This window comes from Arthrobacter sp. zg-Y40 (assembly GCF_020731535.1).
In the GTDB taxonomy this organism is placed as follows: Bacteria; Actinomycetota; Actinomycetes; order Actinomycetales; family Micrococcaceae; genus Arthrobacter_B.
This window is the reverse complement of record NZ_JAJFZS010000003.1, coordinates 81,204-96,602: the sequence shown is the minus strand read 5'-3', so window position 1 is coordinate 96,602 and position 15,399 is coordinate 81,204. Positions and strand designations below refer to the sequence as shown.

The following is a 15,399-nucleotide window of genomic DNA, read 5'->3' as shown; positions in this document are numbered from 1 at the left end:
CCGCGGATGTGCTCCGGGGTTGCGAAGCGCGCGCAAGGCTAGGCGACCCAACCGTGGATCAGGAGGTCGGCGTGCTGCCGAAAAGTGCGCACCAGGTCCGCGTTGGGCTGGTCCACGTCCTGCACCCACGCTGCTGCCGTCACCGGGTCCTTGCCGAAACGGATGTGCCGTTCCACCAGGCGTTCCACCCGCAGTTCCTCCTCGGGTTCGCAGAACCAAACCTCAGCGCAGCGGGAACGGACCTGCCGCCACTCCGGCCGGTCCAGCAGCAGGTAGTTGCCTTCGGTGAGGATGACGCGTGCGGCGGGGAACACCGGGATGTCCCCGGCCAGCGGCTGCTCCAGGGTCCGTTCAAACCCCGGGGCGTAGACGACGGCGGTGCGCGGAGCGGCCAGCCGCTCCAGCAGTGCGGCGTACCCGCCGGCGTCGAAGGTCTCCGGTGCGCCTTTGCGCTGCAGCAGGCCCAGGCGGGTCAGTTCCCGGTCGGAGAGGTGGAAGCCGTCCATGGGAACATGGGCAAAGCGGTGCGATTCCAGGGGTTGGTCCTCCGGATTCAGGGCTTGGACCAGTGCTTCCACCAGGGTGGTTTTTCCAGCTCCGGGCGCACCGGTGACGCCGACGATCACGGGCCCGTCCGTGGTCCCGGCCAACGCCAGGAGCCGCGTTTTCAACTCGGTCAGGGTGGTAGCACTGGACACGGTCCTTCCGCTCCTCCTCCGTCCCGGTCTGCTCCGGACAGGTCTTTTCTTCATGCAGGTTCCGGTTCGGCCAGTCTAGGCGGCGATGCCGGTCCACCCGCAGGCGGAAAGGCCGAACAGGCACTGAACCGCCGTGTGCGGGCCGCGCCCGTCCCGGCCTAAGCTGGGGATGTTGCCTATCCGAGGAGAAATACGTTGTCCCTGCTGACCCCCTTGATTACCAGCGCCGGCCTGATCGGCGGCTACAAGACCGCCCGTGATACCGGGAACCGCCAGCTCGGCGGAGCCGTCCTCGCCGCGGCGGGCGCCGCCGCCTTCGCCCTGTGGAAGCGCGACGCCGGCACGGGCACCGCTGCCGCACTCACCACCGGCTACGTTGCCGCCTTCGGCCTGTCCCACCCGCTGGCCAAGAAGATGGGCGCCTGGCCGTCCGTCTTCACCGTAACCGGGGCCGTCGCCCTGGCTTCGCTGGTCTTCGGCCGGAAGCGCTAGCCGCAGCGAAAACCCAAGTACCCATAGGGCCGGACAGGAATACCTGTCCGGCCCTATCTGTGTGTGGCGGCAGCGGCAGAAAGTAATTCTATTTATCTATTGTGACGATCGTCATAGTCTGTCAATAATGGAGCGTCCAAGCACTGCAACGCAAGGAGCACCGTGGCTACACAGGCACCATCATCGACTGAATGGAACATTCCCCGCCGCACCACGGGCCTGGTGCTGTTTGCCTGCTGGCTGGCAATCCTGGCTGAGGGATACGACGTCGGCGTCCTCGGCGCCGTGCTTCCCGCACTCGCGGAATACAAGGAATGGGACCTCTCACCCCTTGAACTGGGCGGGCTGGGCGCTTACGCACTGGTAGGCATGCTCTTTGGCGCCCTGTTTATCGGCACCCTCAGCGACATCATCGGCCGCAAGAAAATGCTGCTGCTGTCCATGCTGATCTTCACCGTGACGCAGGCGGGCGCCGCGATGGCCCCCACCCCGGAAATGTTCGGCCTCTTCCGCTTCCTGGGCGGACTCGGCATGGGCGGCGTCATCCCGGTGGCCGCCGCGCTGACCATCGAGTACTCCGCACCGAAGAAGCGCTCTTTCAACTACGGCTTGATGTACTCGGGCTACTCGCTGGGCATTGTTGCCTCGGCACTGGTCGCCATGGCCCTGCTGCCGGCATTCGGCTGGCGGGCAGTCATTGCCGTGGGGGCGCTGCCGGTGGTCATCCTGCCCGTCGTGGCCTACCTGCTGCCCGAATCGCTGGAGTACCTCGTCTCCAAGGGCCGGATCACGCAGGCCAAAGCCCTCGCCGCACGCCAGAACATCCCCAACTACAACCCCGCACCGCCTGCCCGCGGGACGGCGGCAATTCCCTGGCGCGAAGTCATGGCCACCATGTTCTCCAAGCGGTTCCTCCGGTCCACGGTCTTCTTCTGGATCTCGCTGTTCTGCGGCATGGTCCTGGTCTACGGCCTCAACACCTGGCTGCCGCAGATCATGCGCAAGGCCGGCTATGACCTGGGATCCTCGCTGACCTTCCTTCTGGTCTTCAGCCTGGCCTCCGCCATCGGTGGCCTGGTCCTTGGATACGCCGCAGACCGGGTGGGGCAAAAGCGCATCCTGGTGGTCTTCTACATCCTCGGTGCAGCGGGAATCCTGCTGCTGATGTTCCCCAACTCCATGGTGGTGAACCTGGCCTTCGTTGCCTTCGCGGGCATTGGATCCATCTCCACGTCCTTGGTCCTCACCGGCTATATTGCGGACTACTACCCGGCGGCCACCCGAGCCACGGCCACGGGCTGGGCGCTCAGCTTCGCGCGGATCGGTGCCATCAGCGGTCCAATCATCGGCGGCTGGATCGCCGGTGCCGGAGTTCCCTTCGAATGGAACTTTGCCGTCTTTGCCGTCATCGGCCTGGTTGCCGCCGGCGCGGTCGCCATGATCCCCAAGCGGGTTCCCCAGTTGGACGGCCTGGCTGCGGATACTGCCGTACCGGCTGCCTCCCCTGCGGCCGGTTCCACCAAATAAAACCTACGGTTGGTGCCCGGCCGCGTGCCGGGCACCAACCCTGTCGGCGGAGGACCTGCATGAACGTAGCGCAGTTGGTGGGCCGGACCTTGGCGGAACTGGGTGCCGGGCACTGCTTCGGCGTGGTGGGGTCGGGAAACTTCACCCTGACAAATTCTCTACGCGAGCACGGAGTAGCGTTTACCGCCGCACGGCATGAGGGCGGCGCTGCCACCATGGCCGATGCCTATGCCCGCATGTCCGGCCGGGTGGGCCTCGTCTCGGTGCACCAGGGGTGCGGGCTGACAAACGCGGCAACAGGAATAGGCGAGGCGGCCAAGTCCCGGACACCGGTGATCGTGCTGGCTGCCGAGGCCCCGTCCGCATCCGTGAACTCAAACTTCAGCATGGATCAGGACAGCTTCGCCCGGTCCGTCCTGGCCGTTCCCGAACGGATCCACTCTGCCCGGACCGCAGTCGCGGACACGGTCAGAGCCTATCGCCGGGCAGTTAATGACAGGCGCACGGTTGTGCTGAATCTTCCCCTGGACGTACAGGCCCAAGCAGTGCCGGAAATTCCTTCGCAGCCGGTCCCCGCCCTGCGGCGGCCGGATCCGGTGCGGCCGGGTGCAGGATCTGTTGCCGCGCTCGCGGACCTGCTGGAAAAGGCCCGGCGTCCGGTAATCATTGCCGGCCGGGGAGGCAGAGGGGCACGGAACGAACTGCTGGCGTTGGCCCGCCGCAGCGGTGCCCTGGTGGCTACTTCCGCGGTGGCCAAGGGGCTGTTCAACGCAGACCCGTTCAGCCTGGGCATTTCCGGCGGGTTCGCCTCACCCTTGGCCGCTGAGCTGATCACGGACGCGGATCTGCTGGTCGGTTTCGGCTGCGCCTTGAATATGTGGACCATGCGGCACGGGCATCTTGTGGGCCCCGACACCGCCGTGGTCCAGGTCGATCTGGAGGACGAAGCACTCGGCGCCAACCGTCCGATCACCTTGGGGGTGCAGGGCGACGCAGCCGAAACGGCGACGGCGGTACTCGTGGAACTGTCCAGCCGCGGGAGCGCTGCGCGCACCGGGTACCGGACCGACGGCGTCCGCCGGCGCATCGCCGCCTCCATCCGGTGGCGGGATGAGCCGCTGGTGGATTCCTCAGCCGGCGGCAGGATCGATCCGCGTGTCCTGACCCGCAGGCTAGACGAGCTGCTGCCGGCAGAGCGGATTGTTGCCGTGGACTCCGGCAATTTCATGGGCTATCCAAGCCAGTTCCTCGAAGTTCCGGACGAGTTCGGGTTCTGTTTCACGCAGGCGTTCCAGTCCGTTGGCTTAGGCCTGGCCACCGCGATCGGAGCAGCTGTAGCCCGCCCGGACCGCCTCCCGGTCCTCGGGACCGGAGACGGCGGCTTCCACATGGCCCTGGCGGAACTGGAAACCGCCGTGAGGCTCCACCTGCCGTTGGTCTGCGTTGTGTACAACGATGCCGCCTACGGGGCAGAGGTCCATCACTTCGGTGCGGACAATCCGCATGCTGACATGGACACGGTGGTGTTCCCGGAAACGGACGCGGCAGCCATCGGACGCGGTTTCGGTGCAGACGGGCTCACCGTCCGAAAGGCCGAGGACCTGGACGCCGTAACTCAGTGGCTGGTATCAGGCCCGCGCCGGCCGCTGGTCATCGACGCCAAAATCACGTCGGACAACGGTGCCTGGTGGCTCGCCGAGGCCTTCAGCAGCCACTAAGCAGCCCGGCTCCGGAGAGCATGCCGAAAGCCCGGCTGGAAGCACAAAGGGAAAGGTCCCGTCTGCTGTAGACGGGACCTTTCCCTTTGGAAGGGGCGGTCTATACGCCCGAAGCCAGGACTTCCGCAGACCGGGCGGCGGTTTTTGGTGTCCACCGCACGTGCGTCGCAGCGGATTCCGGTTCCAGTTCACGCAGCAGCGACAGCCGGGGCCGGACGGCGTCGGTCCGGGCGCTGGGCGGCTTGCGCCGGCCGGCCTTGAACGGCAGGGGCCAATCCGCTCCCGGCCCCCGGTAGTCCTGCTCCGCCGCGGCCTGCAGCGTCCACTGCGGGTTGTACAGGTGGGTGCGGCCCAACGCGCAGAAGTCGGCGCGCCCGGCGAGCAGGATGGAATTCACGTCGTCGTAGGAGGAAACAGCGCCGACGGCGATAACGGCCACGCCGGCAGCAGCTGCCGCCTGGTTGCGGATTTTGTCCGCAAAGGGTGTCTGGTAGCTGCGGCCGAACGCCGGCTTTTCCTCCTTCGAGACCTGGCCGGAGGACACGTCGATTCCGTCTGCCCCGTGGGCGATGAACGCACGCGCGATCTCCACGGCGTCGTCGTCGGTGTTTCCGCCCTCAACCCAATCCGTGGCGGACAGGCGGACGGTGAGCGGGCGCTCGGCCGGCCAAGCCGCCCGGACGGCGTCGAAAACTTCGAGGGGATAGCGCAGCCGGTTCGCCAGGCTGCCGCCGTATTCATCCGTGCGCCGGTTGGAGAGCGGGGAGAGGAAGGAGGACAGAAGGTATCCGTGCGCGGCGTGGAGTTCGAGCAAATCAAAGCCGGCGTCGGCAGCACGGCGGGCCGCGTCGGTAAACTCCGCCAAGACCTGCTGCATGTCGGATCGGTCCATTTCCCGCGGCACGTTGCAGTTCTCGCCGTAGGGAAGCGCCGACGGACCCATCACGTCCCAGCCGTCCTCCAGCGGAACATCAATACCCTCCCACATGAGCCGGGTGGACCCCTTGCGTCCGGAGTGCCCGATCTGCCCACCGATCTTGGCCGTGGACTGCTGGTGGACAAAGTCCACGATCCGCCGCCAGCCGGCAGCTTGCTCATCCGAGTACAGGCCGGTGCAGCCCGGGGTGATCCGGCCGACGTCGGACACGCAGACCATCTCGGTCATCACCAGTCCGGCGCCGCCCATCGCCTTGCTGCCCAGGTGGGTGAGGTGGAAGTCCCCCGGCAGTCCGTCCACCGCCGAATACATGTCCATGGGGGAGACCACTATGCGGTTCTTGAGTTCCAGGCTGCCGATGCGGGCCGGCTGGAACATGGCCGGTGCCACGTCCTGCACGCCGGCGGACTCGGCGAAGGCCTTGTCCGCCAGGGCGGCGAAGCCAGGGTCGCGGAGCTTGAGGTTGTCGTAGGTGATGCGGCGGCTGCGGGTGAGCAGGTTGAAGCAGAACTGCACCGGATCCTGGCCCGCATACTGGCCGATGTTCTCAAACCATTCGAGCGAAGCCTGTGCGGCACGCTGGGTGGATTCCACCACGGGACGCCGCTCCGCCTCATAGGCCGCCAGCGCGGTCTCCACATCGGGATGCTCGTGCAGGCAGGCAGCCAGCGCCAAGGAGTCCTCCATGGCGAGTTTGGTGCCTGAGCCGATCGAGAAATGCGCGGTGTGGGCGGCGTCGCCAAGCAGGACGATGTTCCCGTGCCGCCAGTTTTCGTTGCGCACGGTGGTGAAGTTCAGCCACTTGGAGTTGTTGGACAGAACGCTGTGTCCCTGCAGTTCGTCCCGGAAGATTTCCGTGATCCGGGCGATTGCTGCTTCGTCGCTGACGCCGGGAGGGAACACCTGCCCTTCAGTTTCGTCGAAGCCGGCCGAACGCCATACATCCTCATGCATTTCGACAATAAAGGTGGAGCCCTGGTCCGAATACGGGTAACCGTGGATCTGCATGACGCCGTGCTCGGTGTCCTTGATGAAGAACTTGAAGGCCTCGAACACAAGGTCGGTTCCCAGCCACATGTACTTGGAACGGCGCAGGTCCAGCGACGGTTTGAAGGAATCCGCGTAGGCGCCGCGGATGGCGGAATTGAGGCCGTCGGCGGCGAGGACCAGGTCATGGGTGCGGCTGAGCTCGGCGACGTCGGGGGCCAGCGTGGAGAACCGGACGTCGACGCCGAGGTCTCCGCACCGCTGCTGCAGCAGTTCGAGCAGTTCCTTGCGGCTCATGGCGGCGAAGCCCTGTCCGCCCACGGTATGCTGCTCACCCCGGAAATGGATGTCGATGTCCGTCCAGCGGGCAAAACGCCGGGACATGGCGGCGGCAATCTCGGTGTCCGCGTTCCCGATGCCGCCAAGGGTCTCGTCGGAGAACACGACGCCGAACCCGAACGTGTCGCTCGCGGCGTTGCGCTCCCACACGGTCACCTCGTGCGCAGGATCCAGCTGCTTCATCAATGCGGCAAAGTAGAGCCCTCCGGGGCCGCCGCCGACAACTGCGATCTTCATGGTGTGTCCTTTCAATACCGGGTGTCCGGTGTGGATCTAGGCCTGGGCCGTTTCAACGATTTCGCGGAGCTTGAAATGCTGGAGCTTGCCGCTGGGGTTCCGGGGCAACTCGTCGACAAACGAAATGGCGCGGGGATACTTGTACGGCGCGATCACCTGTTTGACGAAGTCCTGCAGTTCGACGGCCTTCGCATCCCCCGGCGGAACGTTCTCCCGCAGCACCACAAAGGCGAGGACTATGGATCCCCGTTCGGGATCGGGGCGGCCGATCACAGCGCTTTCCAGTACGTCGGGGTGCTGGTTCAGGGCGGCTTCCACTTCCGGGGCGCCGATGTTGTAGCCAGAGGAGACAATCATGTCGTCGGACCGGGCCTGGTAATAGAAGTAGCCGTCGGCGTCCTGGCGGAAGGTATCCCCGGTGACGTTCCAGCCGTTGACCACATAGTTTTCCTGCCGCGGGTCATCCAGGTACCGGCAGCCGGTGGGACCAATGACGGCCAGGCGCCCGATCTCCCCGGGGGCCACTTCCTCGTCGTCGGGTCCCAGGATGGTGGCCCGGAAACCGGGCACGGTACGTCCGGTGGCACCCGGGCGGATATCGCTGCCTGCAGCGGAAATGAAGACGTGCAGCATTTCGGTGGAGCCGATTCCGTTGACCAGTTCAAGACCGGTCTCCTTCTTCACTTCCCGCCACGTTGCCTCCGGCAGATGCTCGCCGGCCGAGACGGCCATGCGCAGCGGGCGCAGCAGATCGGAGAGCCCTTCCTTGATGATGGCCCGGTAAGCGGTGGGCGCGGTGAACAGCACGGTGGCACCGGCCTGCCGGCTCAGTTCGGCCAGCTGGGCCGGAGTGGTGCGCTCGGTCAGCAGGGCACTGGCACCGAACCGGAGCGGAAAAACCACCAGTCCGCCGAGGCCGAAGGTGAAGGCCAGGGGCGGGGAGCCTGCGAAGACATCATCGGTAACCGGCTGCAGGATGTGCCGCGCGAAAGTGTCGGCATTGGCCAGGATGTCGCGGTGGAAGTGCATGGTGATTTTGGGTGTGCCCGTGGTTCCGGAGGTGGGCCCCAGCAAGGCAACATCGTCGGCGGCGGTCTGCACGTTGGTGAAGCTGGCGGGTTTGGCTGCCGACAGGACGGTGAGGTCGCCGTCGTCGTCGCCGCCCACCGGGACCACCGGCACCTCGCCGGCCGCGGTCCTCATGTCCGCCAGGAACCGGTGGTCGCAGAGCACCGCCGTGGGGCGGGTCAGTTCCATCAGTGTGCCGATTTCCCCGGCACGCAGGGCGGGCATGGTGGTCACCACAACGGCGCCCGCCTTCAGTACGCCCAGCCAGCAGGCCACGAGCCACGGGTTGTTGGGCGCGCGCAGCATCACCCGGTTGCCCGGAACAACGCCAAGGTCTTCGGCCAGTACCCGGGCAACCTGGTTGGACCGCTCAAGCAGCAGTCCGTAGCTCCACCGCTCACCGTCCGGGGTCAGCAGCGCGGTGCGGTCGGCGCCCATCGCGGCAGCGGTGTCATCAATCAGTGCTTCAGCAGCGTTGAGCCGGTCGGGGTACTGCAGTTCGGGAAGGGTGAACTCCAGCACCGGCCATTGTTCCCCGGGCGGAAGGTGGTCGCGCGTGAAGGTGTCCTGGTGGGCCGAGGGGGATAGTTCCATGGTGCCTCTTTCCGTAGCTGGGCTGGTGTCCCTGGGATGGGTTAGGAGCGGGGACCGCGGATCATGCCCTCCTGGGCCACCGTGGCCAGCAGGGTTCCGTCCCGGGTGAAGAACCGGCCCGCTGCCAGCCCCCGGTTGTTTTGGGAGGAAACGGCGTCCTGGGCGTAGAGCACCCAGTCATCGACCCGGCCGTCACGGTGGAACCACATGGCGTGGTCCAGGCTTGCGGTGGTCAACCCGGGGGTTGCCCAGGCCAGTCCGTGGGCCCGGAGCAGGGGTTCCAGGATGGTGTAGTCACAGACATAGGCCAGGGCCGCACGCTGGATCGCCGGATCATCGGGGAGCTCCGAAAAAGCCTTGACCCACACGGCCTGGTGGGCGGTGACGCCGCTGCCGGTTTCCAGGTACAGCGGTCCCGGAACATGGCGCATGTCGAAGCTGCGGCCGGCCGACCAGTAGCGGGCGTCGTCGCCGTCGTGGCCGTCCAGCACGTCGGCGGCGCTGGCGAGGGACTCAGGATCCACGCCTGCGTACGACGCCGGCAGGTCCGGCTCATACTCCGGGCCGTCTTCGGGCACGTGGAAGGACCCGAGTGCTGCGTAGACCGGCTTTCCGTTCTGGTAGCCCCGCACCTGCCGCGTGGAGTAGCCGCGCCCGTCGCGCAGGAGCTCCACCTCGTACCGGACCGGAATCCCCACATCCACCGGCCGCAGGAAGTAGCTGTGCATGGAGTGCAGCCGGCGGTCCGCGGCGGCTGACTGCATCATGGCCAGCGCACCCTGCGCCACCATGTCCCCGCCGTAGGCCTTGGGCCAGGGAACGTACTGGGGCATGGCGGTGTAGGCCTGGTCAAAGATCTCCGCCACGGTGGGCTTGAGCTCGATGGCCTGCAGGAAGGTGTCCGAGTTCACGAGCGGCGGTATCCGTCCAGCGTTTCGTCCGGCACGTCGTCCAGGTTGACCACAATGTTTTCCGGGGTCCGCGCGGTGAGCCAGACGAGCTCCTCTGTGACCGACATGTTGGCCTCCACATGGGGCATGAAGGGGGGCACGAAGACCCAGTCTCCGGCTTTCATATCCAGGTACTCGGAGTAGTCCGCACCGAAATAGATGCGTCCGTGGCCGCGGAGGACATAGCCGCCGGTTTCCGCTTCGCCGTGGTGATGCGGGAGCGACCGGTAACCGGGCACATTGGATACCTGCCCGAACCAGATTTTGGTGGCCGGAGTGTGCTGGATGCTTACGCCGGAGACCCGGACGCAGTCCCCGGACTGGGCGGTGTTGGTGTCTTCCTCCCCGGCCCGCGTCACCACGGGCACCACCTGCCCGTCGGGGCCGGCATAAACGGAGTTGTCTCCTTCGACGCTGTACGCGGTCATGATTTTCCTTTCCTGGCACCGTGGGTGCCGGTGGGTGGATGCTCTAGGCGGTGACCCGGGAGGAGACCCGGATGTGGTTTTCCAGCCGGCCGATCCCGCCCACCTCGGTGGTGAGGACATCGCCGTCGGACAGATAGCGGGGAGGATTCATGCCCATGCCCACTCCGCCGGGGGTCCCGGTGAGGACAATGTCGCCCGGACGCAGCTCGGTGAAGGTGGAAATATAGGAGAGCAGGCGGGCGGCGCTGAAGACCAGGCTGGCCGTATTGCCGTGCTGCATGCGCTCGCCGTTGAGGTAGCAGCTGACCTCCACTCCGGCCTCCGGATCCAGTTCGTCGGCGGTGACGAGCACCGGCCCCAGGGGCGTGCTCCGGTCAAAGGCCTTGCCCTGGAACCACTGCAGTGTCCGGTTCTGCCAGTCCCGCATGGAGATATCGTTCGCCGCGGTGTAGCCGGCAATTCCTGCTGCTGCTTCAGCCTCGTCGGCATGGCGGAGCGCGGTTCCCACCACTACTGCAAGTTCGCCCTCCCAATCCACGCTTTCGCTGCCGCTGATGTCCAGGTCCGCGAAGGGGTCGGTGAGGGTGTCCGCGAATTTCGCGAAGAGTGTGGGGAACCGGGGAAGCTCCCGGCCCATTTCCAAGATGTGCTCGCTGTAGTTCAGGCCGCAGCAAATGACCTTGGCCGGCACCGGGAGCGGGTTGAGCAGCGTGGTCCCTTCCCGCGGGACGGAACGGGCGACGGCGTCCGGTGCGGCGGCCTGCCGGGTTGCCTCTTCGCGCCATTGGTCCTGCTGAAGCAGGGCGCTGAGGTTTGGTGCGTCCAAGGGGAGGTAGCTTCCGTCCGGCAGCACAACGGCCGCGCTTGTGCCGCCCCCGGCGGCTATGGTTGCCAGCTTCATATGCTCTCCCTGCCTGTGTCTTCCCCGGCCGTGGAAGCAGTCCCGAGGAATATGTCGACTTTGTGACTGGCGTCACGTAGGCTCAATGTAGCACGGTGCAAATGGCTTGAACAGAGGCATTTTCACGCAGGAAAGTGATCCGCTCAGGAGGAAAAACCGCAATGCAGAATAAGGTCATCAACCCCTCTTCGCTGCCCAAACCGTCGGGGTATGCGCACGGCGTGCTGTCGGGGAACACGGTCTATCTGGGCGGGCAGACTGCCCTGGATGCAGAGATGCGGATTGTGGAAGGCGGGGTGGTTGCACAGTTCCGGCAGGCCTTCGGCAATGTGCTGACGACGCTGGCCGAGGCGGGCGGCCGTCCCGAGGATCTGGTATCCGTGACTATTTACCTCACGGATGTGGACGACTACATGGCCAACGGCCGCGAAATCGGCCGTATCTGGCGTGAGATGGCGGGGTCGGAGTATCCGGCGATGGCCGGGATCGGTGTCAGCCGGCTGTGGCAGAAGGAAGCGGTCATCGAGATCCAGGGCGTCGCCGTAATCCAGGACCGGGACTAGCCGGGACGAGCCGGAACTAGGGAACGTCGTCGATGACGGCGGTCGCGTGCTCTTCGGCCAGCGGACCCAGAACGGAGTGCAGCCGGGAAAAGAGGTCGTGTGCCTCCAGCGCATTCCAGTCCTTGGAGAGCAGCTCCACCGGCAGCCCCGGGTCCAGGTACGGGAGCCGGCGCCATTCGGTGAGCAGTAGCAAGTGGTCCACGAACGCGCGGGCCATGCGGTCCGCAACGGGCTGCCCGCCGTCGAGCCAGCGTTCCAGCAGCGGTTGCTGGAGGCGGATGAACTCGGCGTACTGAAGCTCGAGCGCCGGCAGGTCCCACCACTGCGCCACATTGGCCCGCATGTCACTGCTGCCAACGTGGTCGGCGAGGAAAAACTCCAGGTACTGGCCCATACCGCGGTTTTCGAAGTAGGACAGAACCGAGGGACGCAAATGTCCGGGGGCAATCCATAGCCCGGGGGTGACTGATCCGAAACCCATCCGCACCAGTGAGCTGCGGATCTTGTGCCGGATATTGCGCTGGGATTCAGGGACGGTGAAGGTGGCGAGCAGCCAGGGATCCTCAATGCCGGCGCGGCGGGGATGGAAAATCCTCTCGTCACCTTCGCGGAAGGTGTCCTGCATCCCGGACGACAGGGCGTATCCGCTGCGGCCCTGGACGGTCACACTTTCCAGGACACCCCGCTTCTTCAAGCGTGAGATGGAGGAGCGCACCCCCGCCGGACCGACACCGGCGTCCTGTAGAAGCCGGATGATGGTGGCCACCTGAATGCCTGCTCCCGGGGTCCGGGCATAGAGGCCAAACAGCGTAACGATCAATTGGTGGTGCCGGGGCACCGTGCCTTCCTGCATTTCCGCCGCAGGCGGCACTTCCTTGATCATTCCGTTATGGTACAACGCGCCGGACCTGCGGCTTGACCCCCGGCCGCCGGGCAGCGCAGCATGTACTGCCGGCCCGGAAATCTGCCGCAAACGGCGGGAATCATCCGCACGCCGTCGTCGTTATACGCAGTGCCGGACCGAGAGGGCCGGCAGTTGAGGCAACACGCAGTTGAAGAAACACCGGAAGTACTTGGCAACTGAACACGGGGATGATCGGTTTCGACGATGTTTGTTGAGCCAGGGGAAGCGGGCCGAGAACGCAGAGTTATCTCGTTAACGCTCTCTGCAAAAAAATAAGTGCCAAACCTATGCGCACTGACTTCGCTCTCGCTGCCTAAGCAGCCGGAGTAGTCCGTCAGCCCGGAGTCGCTCTCGCTCCGGATCCTGGCGTCGTTTAGAGGGCCACTGCTGAATACCTCCGCCGTCGGGGTGTTCGGGACTTTATGACGGCTGGGCCCGGATCAGCCACTCGTTTGCAAGATGGCTGGGGCCGAGAAAATCCGACGCATACTGCGCCCGGAGAAGCCCTGACAATACAACACCGGACGGGGGTTCGATTCCCCCCATCTCCACCGTATGTTGCGCCGAGACATCCTTTACGGGTGAGTCGGGTCAACGTTGACGCCCCGGTCTTCGGACCGGGGTGTTTTTCTTTGTCCGGCGGCATGCGCTTCCAACGCCGCGTTGAGCGGGCGCTAATCTGGGGGGAAGAAACTCGGTACGCGTGAAGGGACACCCATGCAGGCATTGACCATTACCCCCGGGCAGAAGGATTCGCTGGACCTGGCGGACCTGCCGGAGCCGGAAGCGGCCGAAGGCAGCGTACTGGTGGAAACGCTTGCCGTGGGGCTGTGCGCCACGGACCGGGAAGTGATCGCGGACGAGTTCGGTACTGCTCCCGAGGGCCGGGACTACCTGGTGATGGGCCACGAGAACCTGGGCCGGGTGCTGGAAGCGCCGGAAGGCTCCGGGCTGACCGCGGGGGACCTGGTGGTGGGGATTGTCCGCCGTCCCTGTGCGGAGAACTGCCGTGCCTGCGCTGCCGGTGAATGGGACATGTGCCATACCGGCAATTACACCGAGCACGGCATCGAAGCCCTGGACGGCTTTGCCCGCGAACGCTGGCGGGGTGAACCGGAGGACATGGTGAAGCTGAAGCCTTCCCTGGAACGCGTGGGCGTGCTGCTGGAACCGGCCACCATCCTCGCCAAGGCATGGGAACAGGTGGACCGGATTGGCAGCCGCGCCTATTTCCGCCCGCACGTGGTTGCCGTAACCGGTGCAGGACCGGTGGGCCTGCTGGCCGCGCTGCTGGGCATCCAGCGCGGAATGGAGGTGCATGTCTTCGACCTGGAAGAAGGCGGACCCAAGGAAGCCCTCACCAAGGAACTCGGTGCCGTATTCCACACCGAATCCCTCGCCGAATCCGGCGTCAGTGCCGATATCACCATCGAGTGCACCGGTGCTCCCGCCGTGATTCGCGAGGTGTTGCAGAACGGCGCCAAAAACTCCGTCACCTGCCTGACCGGAGTCTCCGAGGAAGGCGGTGAAGAGCCTTTGGACCTGGGGGCACTCAACCTGTCCCTGGTGATGGACAACCGGGTGGTTTTCGGAACCATCAACGCCAACCGCCGGCACTACCTCAAGGCGGCGGAGGCACTGGCCAAAGCCGACACGTCATGGCTGGACAAGATAATTTCCCGCCGGGTTCCCCTGGCCGACTACGAGCAGGCCTTCGAAGACCGCGACGGCGACATCAAGGTGGTGCTGGACCTGGCCTGATCCGTCCGGGAGGGTATTCAGCGGGGCCGGCTTCGGTGGTAGACAGGAAGCACCAGGGCCGCCCGGCGGCCGCGGCAAACCGCATTGGAGGGACGCTGATGACCAAGGAAACCGACCTTCCCATCATGCCCGGCGGATCGGACGCCGACCGGGCAGACCAGGACATTCCCACCGTTCCGGGCGCCGGTGACGCCGGCCCGGCCGGGGAAATCCACCGCGACGGTTCAGAGGCGGACGGAATGGACCAGGACATGATTCCCGGGGCGGGCGACGCCGGCCCCAGTGGCCCGGTCTATCCCGAGGGGTCCGAGGCCGACATCCTGGAACAGAAGGCGGAGGTCCCGGTGGATGACGACGGCTATCCGCAGGGATCCGAAGAAGACGATTCAAACGAGCGCTAGCGGGGGTCAGGCACCGTCGGGGTAGTACAAGTCGCTTATGCCGTAGGTGGGATCCAACGGGGAGCGTTGCATCTGGTGGTCCGCGGGGTGTTCCAGGCAGCTGGTGCGCAGGAAGACCGTGACGAAGTGCTCCGGGTTGGATTGGCCGCGTTCGTAGGTGACCGTGGCGCGAAGGCCTCCGTTGCTCAGCACTATTTCGCGGACAACGCCATCGGTTTCCTCGGAATCTCCGGCCTCGCGGGAGAAGGTCCATCCCTCCTGTTCCAAGGTGGAGACAACTTGCTCCAGTGCCGCGTTGGCTGCGGTGGCGTCCTGCGGCGTCGCGCTCAGTTCCGACATCCAGCTTGTTTGCTTTTGTTGTTCCTTGTTTTCGGGGCGAAGGCAGGAGATTTCCCGCAGTTTGTCGACCGCCAGTTCTGCGGCGCCTCCCGTCCCCTGCTGCAGCAGGGGAACCAGTTTCTCCAGCTCCTGCTGAATGTCCGCGAACTCTTCCGCGGAAAGAGGTGCTGCCGTGGATGTCTCCGTTTCTTGGGATTCTGCCTGCACCGAGGGCGCGCATCCTGCGGCAGCGGCGGTGATCAAAAGTGCCAGTATGACGGCGCCGGAGCGGCCGCGGGACCGTGGAGTCAATTCGCTCACTGTTCCAGGCCTTTCACTCTGACCGTGTCCAGTTTTCCATTCGCATAACTCCGGGTGCTCTTCGAAATCAGAAGCCACAACGGTACCGATGGCATTTTGAATGCGTCTGTCCTCCACATCATTTTCATCCCCTGGACCTGACCGAATGACTGGCCCCGAGCATTGCATGAGTTCCATTTGTGCGGCCATGGGCAGAACTGCCCATGGCCGCCCCGCTGCGGACGCCCTGGATCCGCCTGGAGCCGCAGACCACCG

Annotated in this window: 14 protein-coding genes and 1 other RNA gene; 7 read left to right on the top strand and 8 right to left on the bottom strand. The window is 65.4% G+C overall.

The features are described 5' to 3' along the window. Positions 1-38 precede the first annotated feature (38 nt). Positions 39-698, bottom strand: coding sequence for a nucleoside/nucleotide kinase family protein (locus LJ754_RS04120; RefSeq protein ID WP_227925610.1), 660 nt, complete (start codon positions 696-698; stop codon positions 39-41). Between the two features lie 195 nt (positions 699-893). On the opposite strand from LJ754_RS04120, the gene LJ754_RS04115 reads away from it, so the two are divergent. From LJ754_RS04115 to LJ754_RS04105, 3 genes are all read left to right on the top strand, one after another. After that, positions 894-1,190, top strand: a complete 297-nt coding sequence (locus tag LJ754_RS04115; RefSeq protein WP_227911875.1) for a hypothetical protein — start codon at positions 894-896, stop codon at positions 1,188-1,190. A gap of 162 nt (positions 1,191-1,352) precedes the next feature. Then, positions 1,353-2,717, top strand: coding sequence for an MFS transporter (locus tag LJ754_RS04110; RefSeq protein ID WP_227925609.1), 1,365 nt, complete (start codon positions 1,353-1,355; stop codon positions 2,715-2,717). A 59-nt stretch (positions 2,718-2,776) separates the two neighbouring features. Further along, positions 2,777-4,435, top strand: coding sequence for a thiamine pyrophosphate-binding protein (locus tag LJ754_RS04105; protein ID WP_227925607.1), 1,659 nt, complete (start codon positions 2,777-2,779; stop codon positions 4,433-4,435). 100 nt (positions 4,436-4,535) lie between these two features. Here LJ754_RS04105 and LJ754_RS04100 read toward each other — a convergent pair whose 3' ends face one another. Genes LJ754_RS04100 through LJ754_RS04080 form a run of 5 tightly spaced genes read right to left on the bottom strand, consistent with a single transcriptional unit; the run spans position 4,536 to position 10,876 of the window. Next, positions 4,536-6,935: a bifunctional salicylyl-CoA 5-hydroxylase/oxidoreductase gene (locus LJ754_RS04100; RefSeq protein WP_227925604.1), complete on the bottom strand. Its 2,400-nt coding sequence runs from the start codon at positions 6,933-6,935 to the stop codon at positions 4,536-4,538. 36 nt (positions 6,936-6,971) lie between these two features. Further along, positions 6,972-8,597: an AMP-binding protein gene (locus LJ754_RS04095; RefSeq protein WP_227925603.1), complete on the bottom strand. Its 1,626-nt coding sequence runs from the start codon at positions 8,595-8,597 to the stop codon at positions 6,972-6,974. 41 nt (positions 8,598-8,638) lie between these two features. Next, positions 8,639-9,508, bottom strand: coding sequence for an acyl-CoA thioesterase (locus LJ754_RS04090; protein WP_227911870.1), 870 nt, complete (start codon positions 9,506-9,508; stop codon positions 8,639-8,641). Next, entirely contained in the window at positions 9,505-9,975 is a 471-nt protein-coding gene (locus tag LJ754_RS04085; RefSeq protein ID WP_227911869.1) for a cupin domain-containing protein, read from the bottom strand. Before LJ754_RS04085 ends, LJ754_RS04090 begins: the two co-directional genes overlap by 4 nt. 43 nt (positions 9,976-10,018) lie before the next feature. Further along, entirely contained in the window at positions 10,019-10,876 is an 858-nt protein-coding gene (locus tag LJ754_RS04080; protein ID WP_227925601.1) for a fumarylacetoacetate hydrolase family protein, read from the bottom strand. 161 nt (positions 10,877-11,037) lie between these two features. On the opposite strand from LJ754_RS04080, the gene LJ754_RS04075 reads away from it, so the two are divergent. Beyond that, positions 11,038-11,439, top strand: a complete 402-nt coding sequence (locus LJ754_RS04075) for a RidA family protein (protein WP_227911867.1) — start codon at positions 11,038-11,040, stop codon at positions 11,437-11,439. A gap of 16 nt (positions 11,440-11,455) precedes the next feature. Here LJ754_RS04075 and LJ754_RS04070 read toward each other — a convergent pair whose 3' ends face one another. Continuing rightward, positions 11,456-12,322: a PaaX family transcriptional regulator gene (locus LJ754_RS04070; RefSeq protein WP_227925599.1), complete on the bottom strand. Its 867-nt coding sequence runs from the start codon at positions 12,320-12,322 to the stop codon at positions 11,456-11,458. Between the two features lie 205 nt (positions 12,323-12,527). Between LJ754_RS04070 and ssrA the strand changes: the two genes are divergently transcribed. The 3 genes from ssrA (at position 12,528) to LJ754_RS04055 (ending at position 14,505) form a co-directional block, all read left to right on the top strand. Beyond that, positions 12,528-12,897, top strand: a transfer-messenger RNA (tmRNA) gene (ssrA, locus tag LJ754_RS04065). A 163-nt stretch (positions 12,898-13,060) separates the two neighbouring features. Continuing rightward, the gene (locus LJ754_RS04060) at positions 13,061-14,104 is read left to right on the top strand and encodes a glucose 1-dehydrogenase (RefSeq protein ID WP_227925597.1); all 1,044 of its coding nucleotides are present in this window, start codon (positions 13,061-13,063) and stop codon (positions 14,102-14,104) included. A 98-nt stretch (positions 14,105-14,202) separates the two neighbouring features. Beyond that, positions 14,203-14,505, top strand: coding sequence for a hypothetical protein (locus tag LJ754_RS04055; protein ID WP_227911864.1), 303 nt, complete (start codon positions 14,203-14,205; stop codon positions 14,503-14,505). Positions 14,506-14,511: 6 nt separating this feature from the next. On the opposite strand, the gene LJ754_RS04050 is transcribed toward LJ754_RS04055, so the two are convergent. Next, positions 14,512-15,144: a hypothetical protein gene (locus tag LJ754_RS04050; RefSeq protein ID WP_227925595.1), complete on the bottom strand. Its 633-nt coding sequence runs from the start codon at positions 15,142-15,144 to the stop codon at positions 14,512-14,514. Positions 15,145-15,399: the final 255 nt, after the last annotated feature.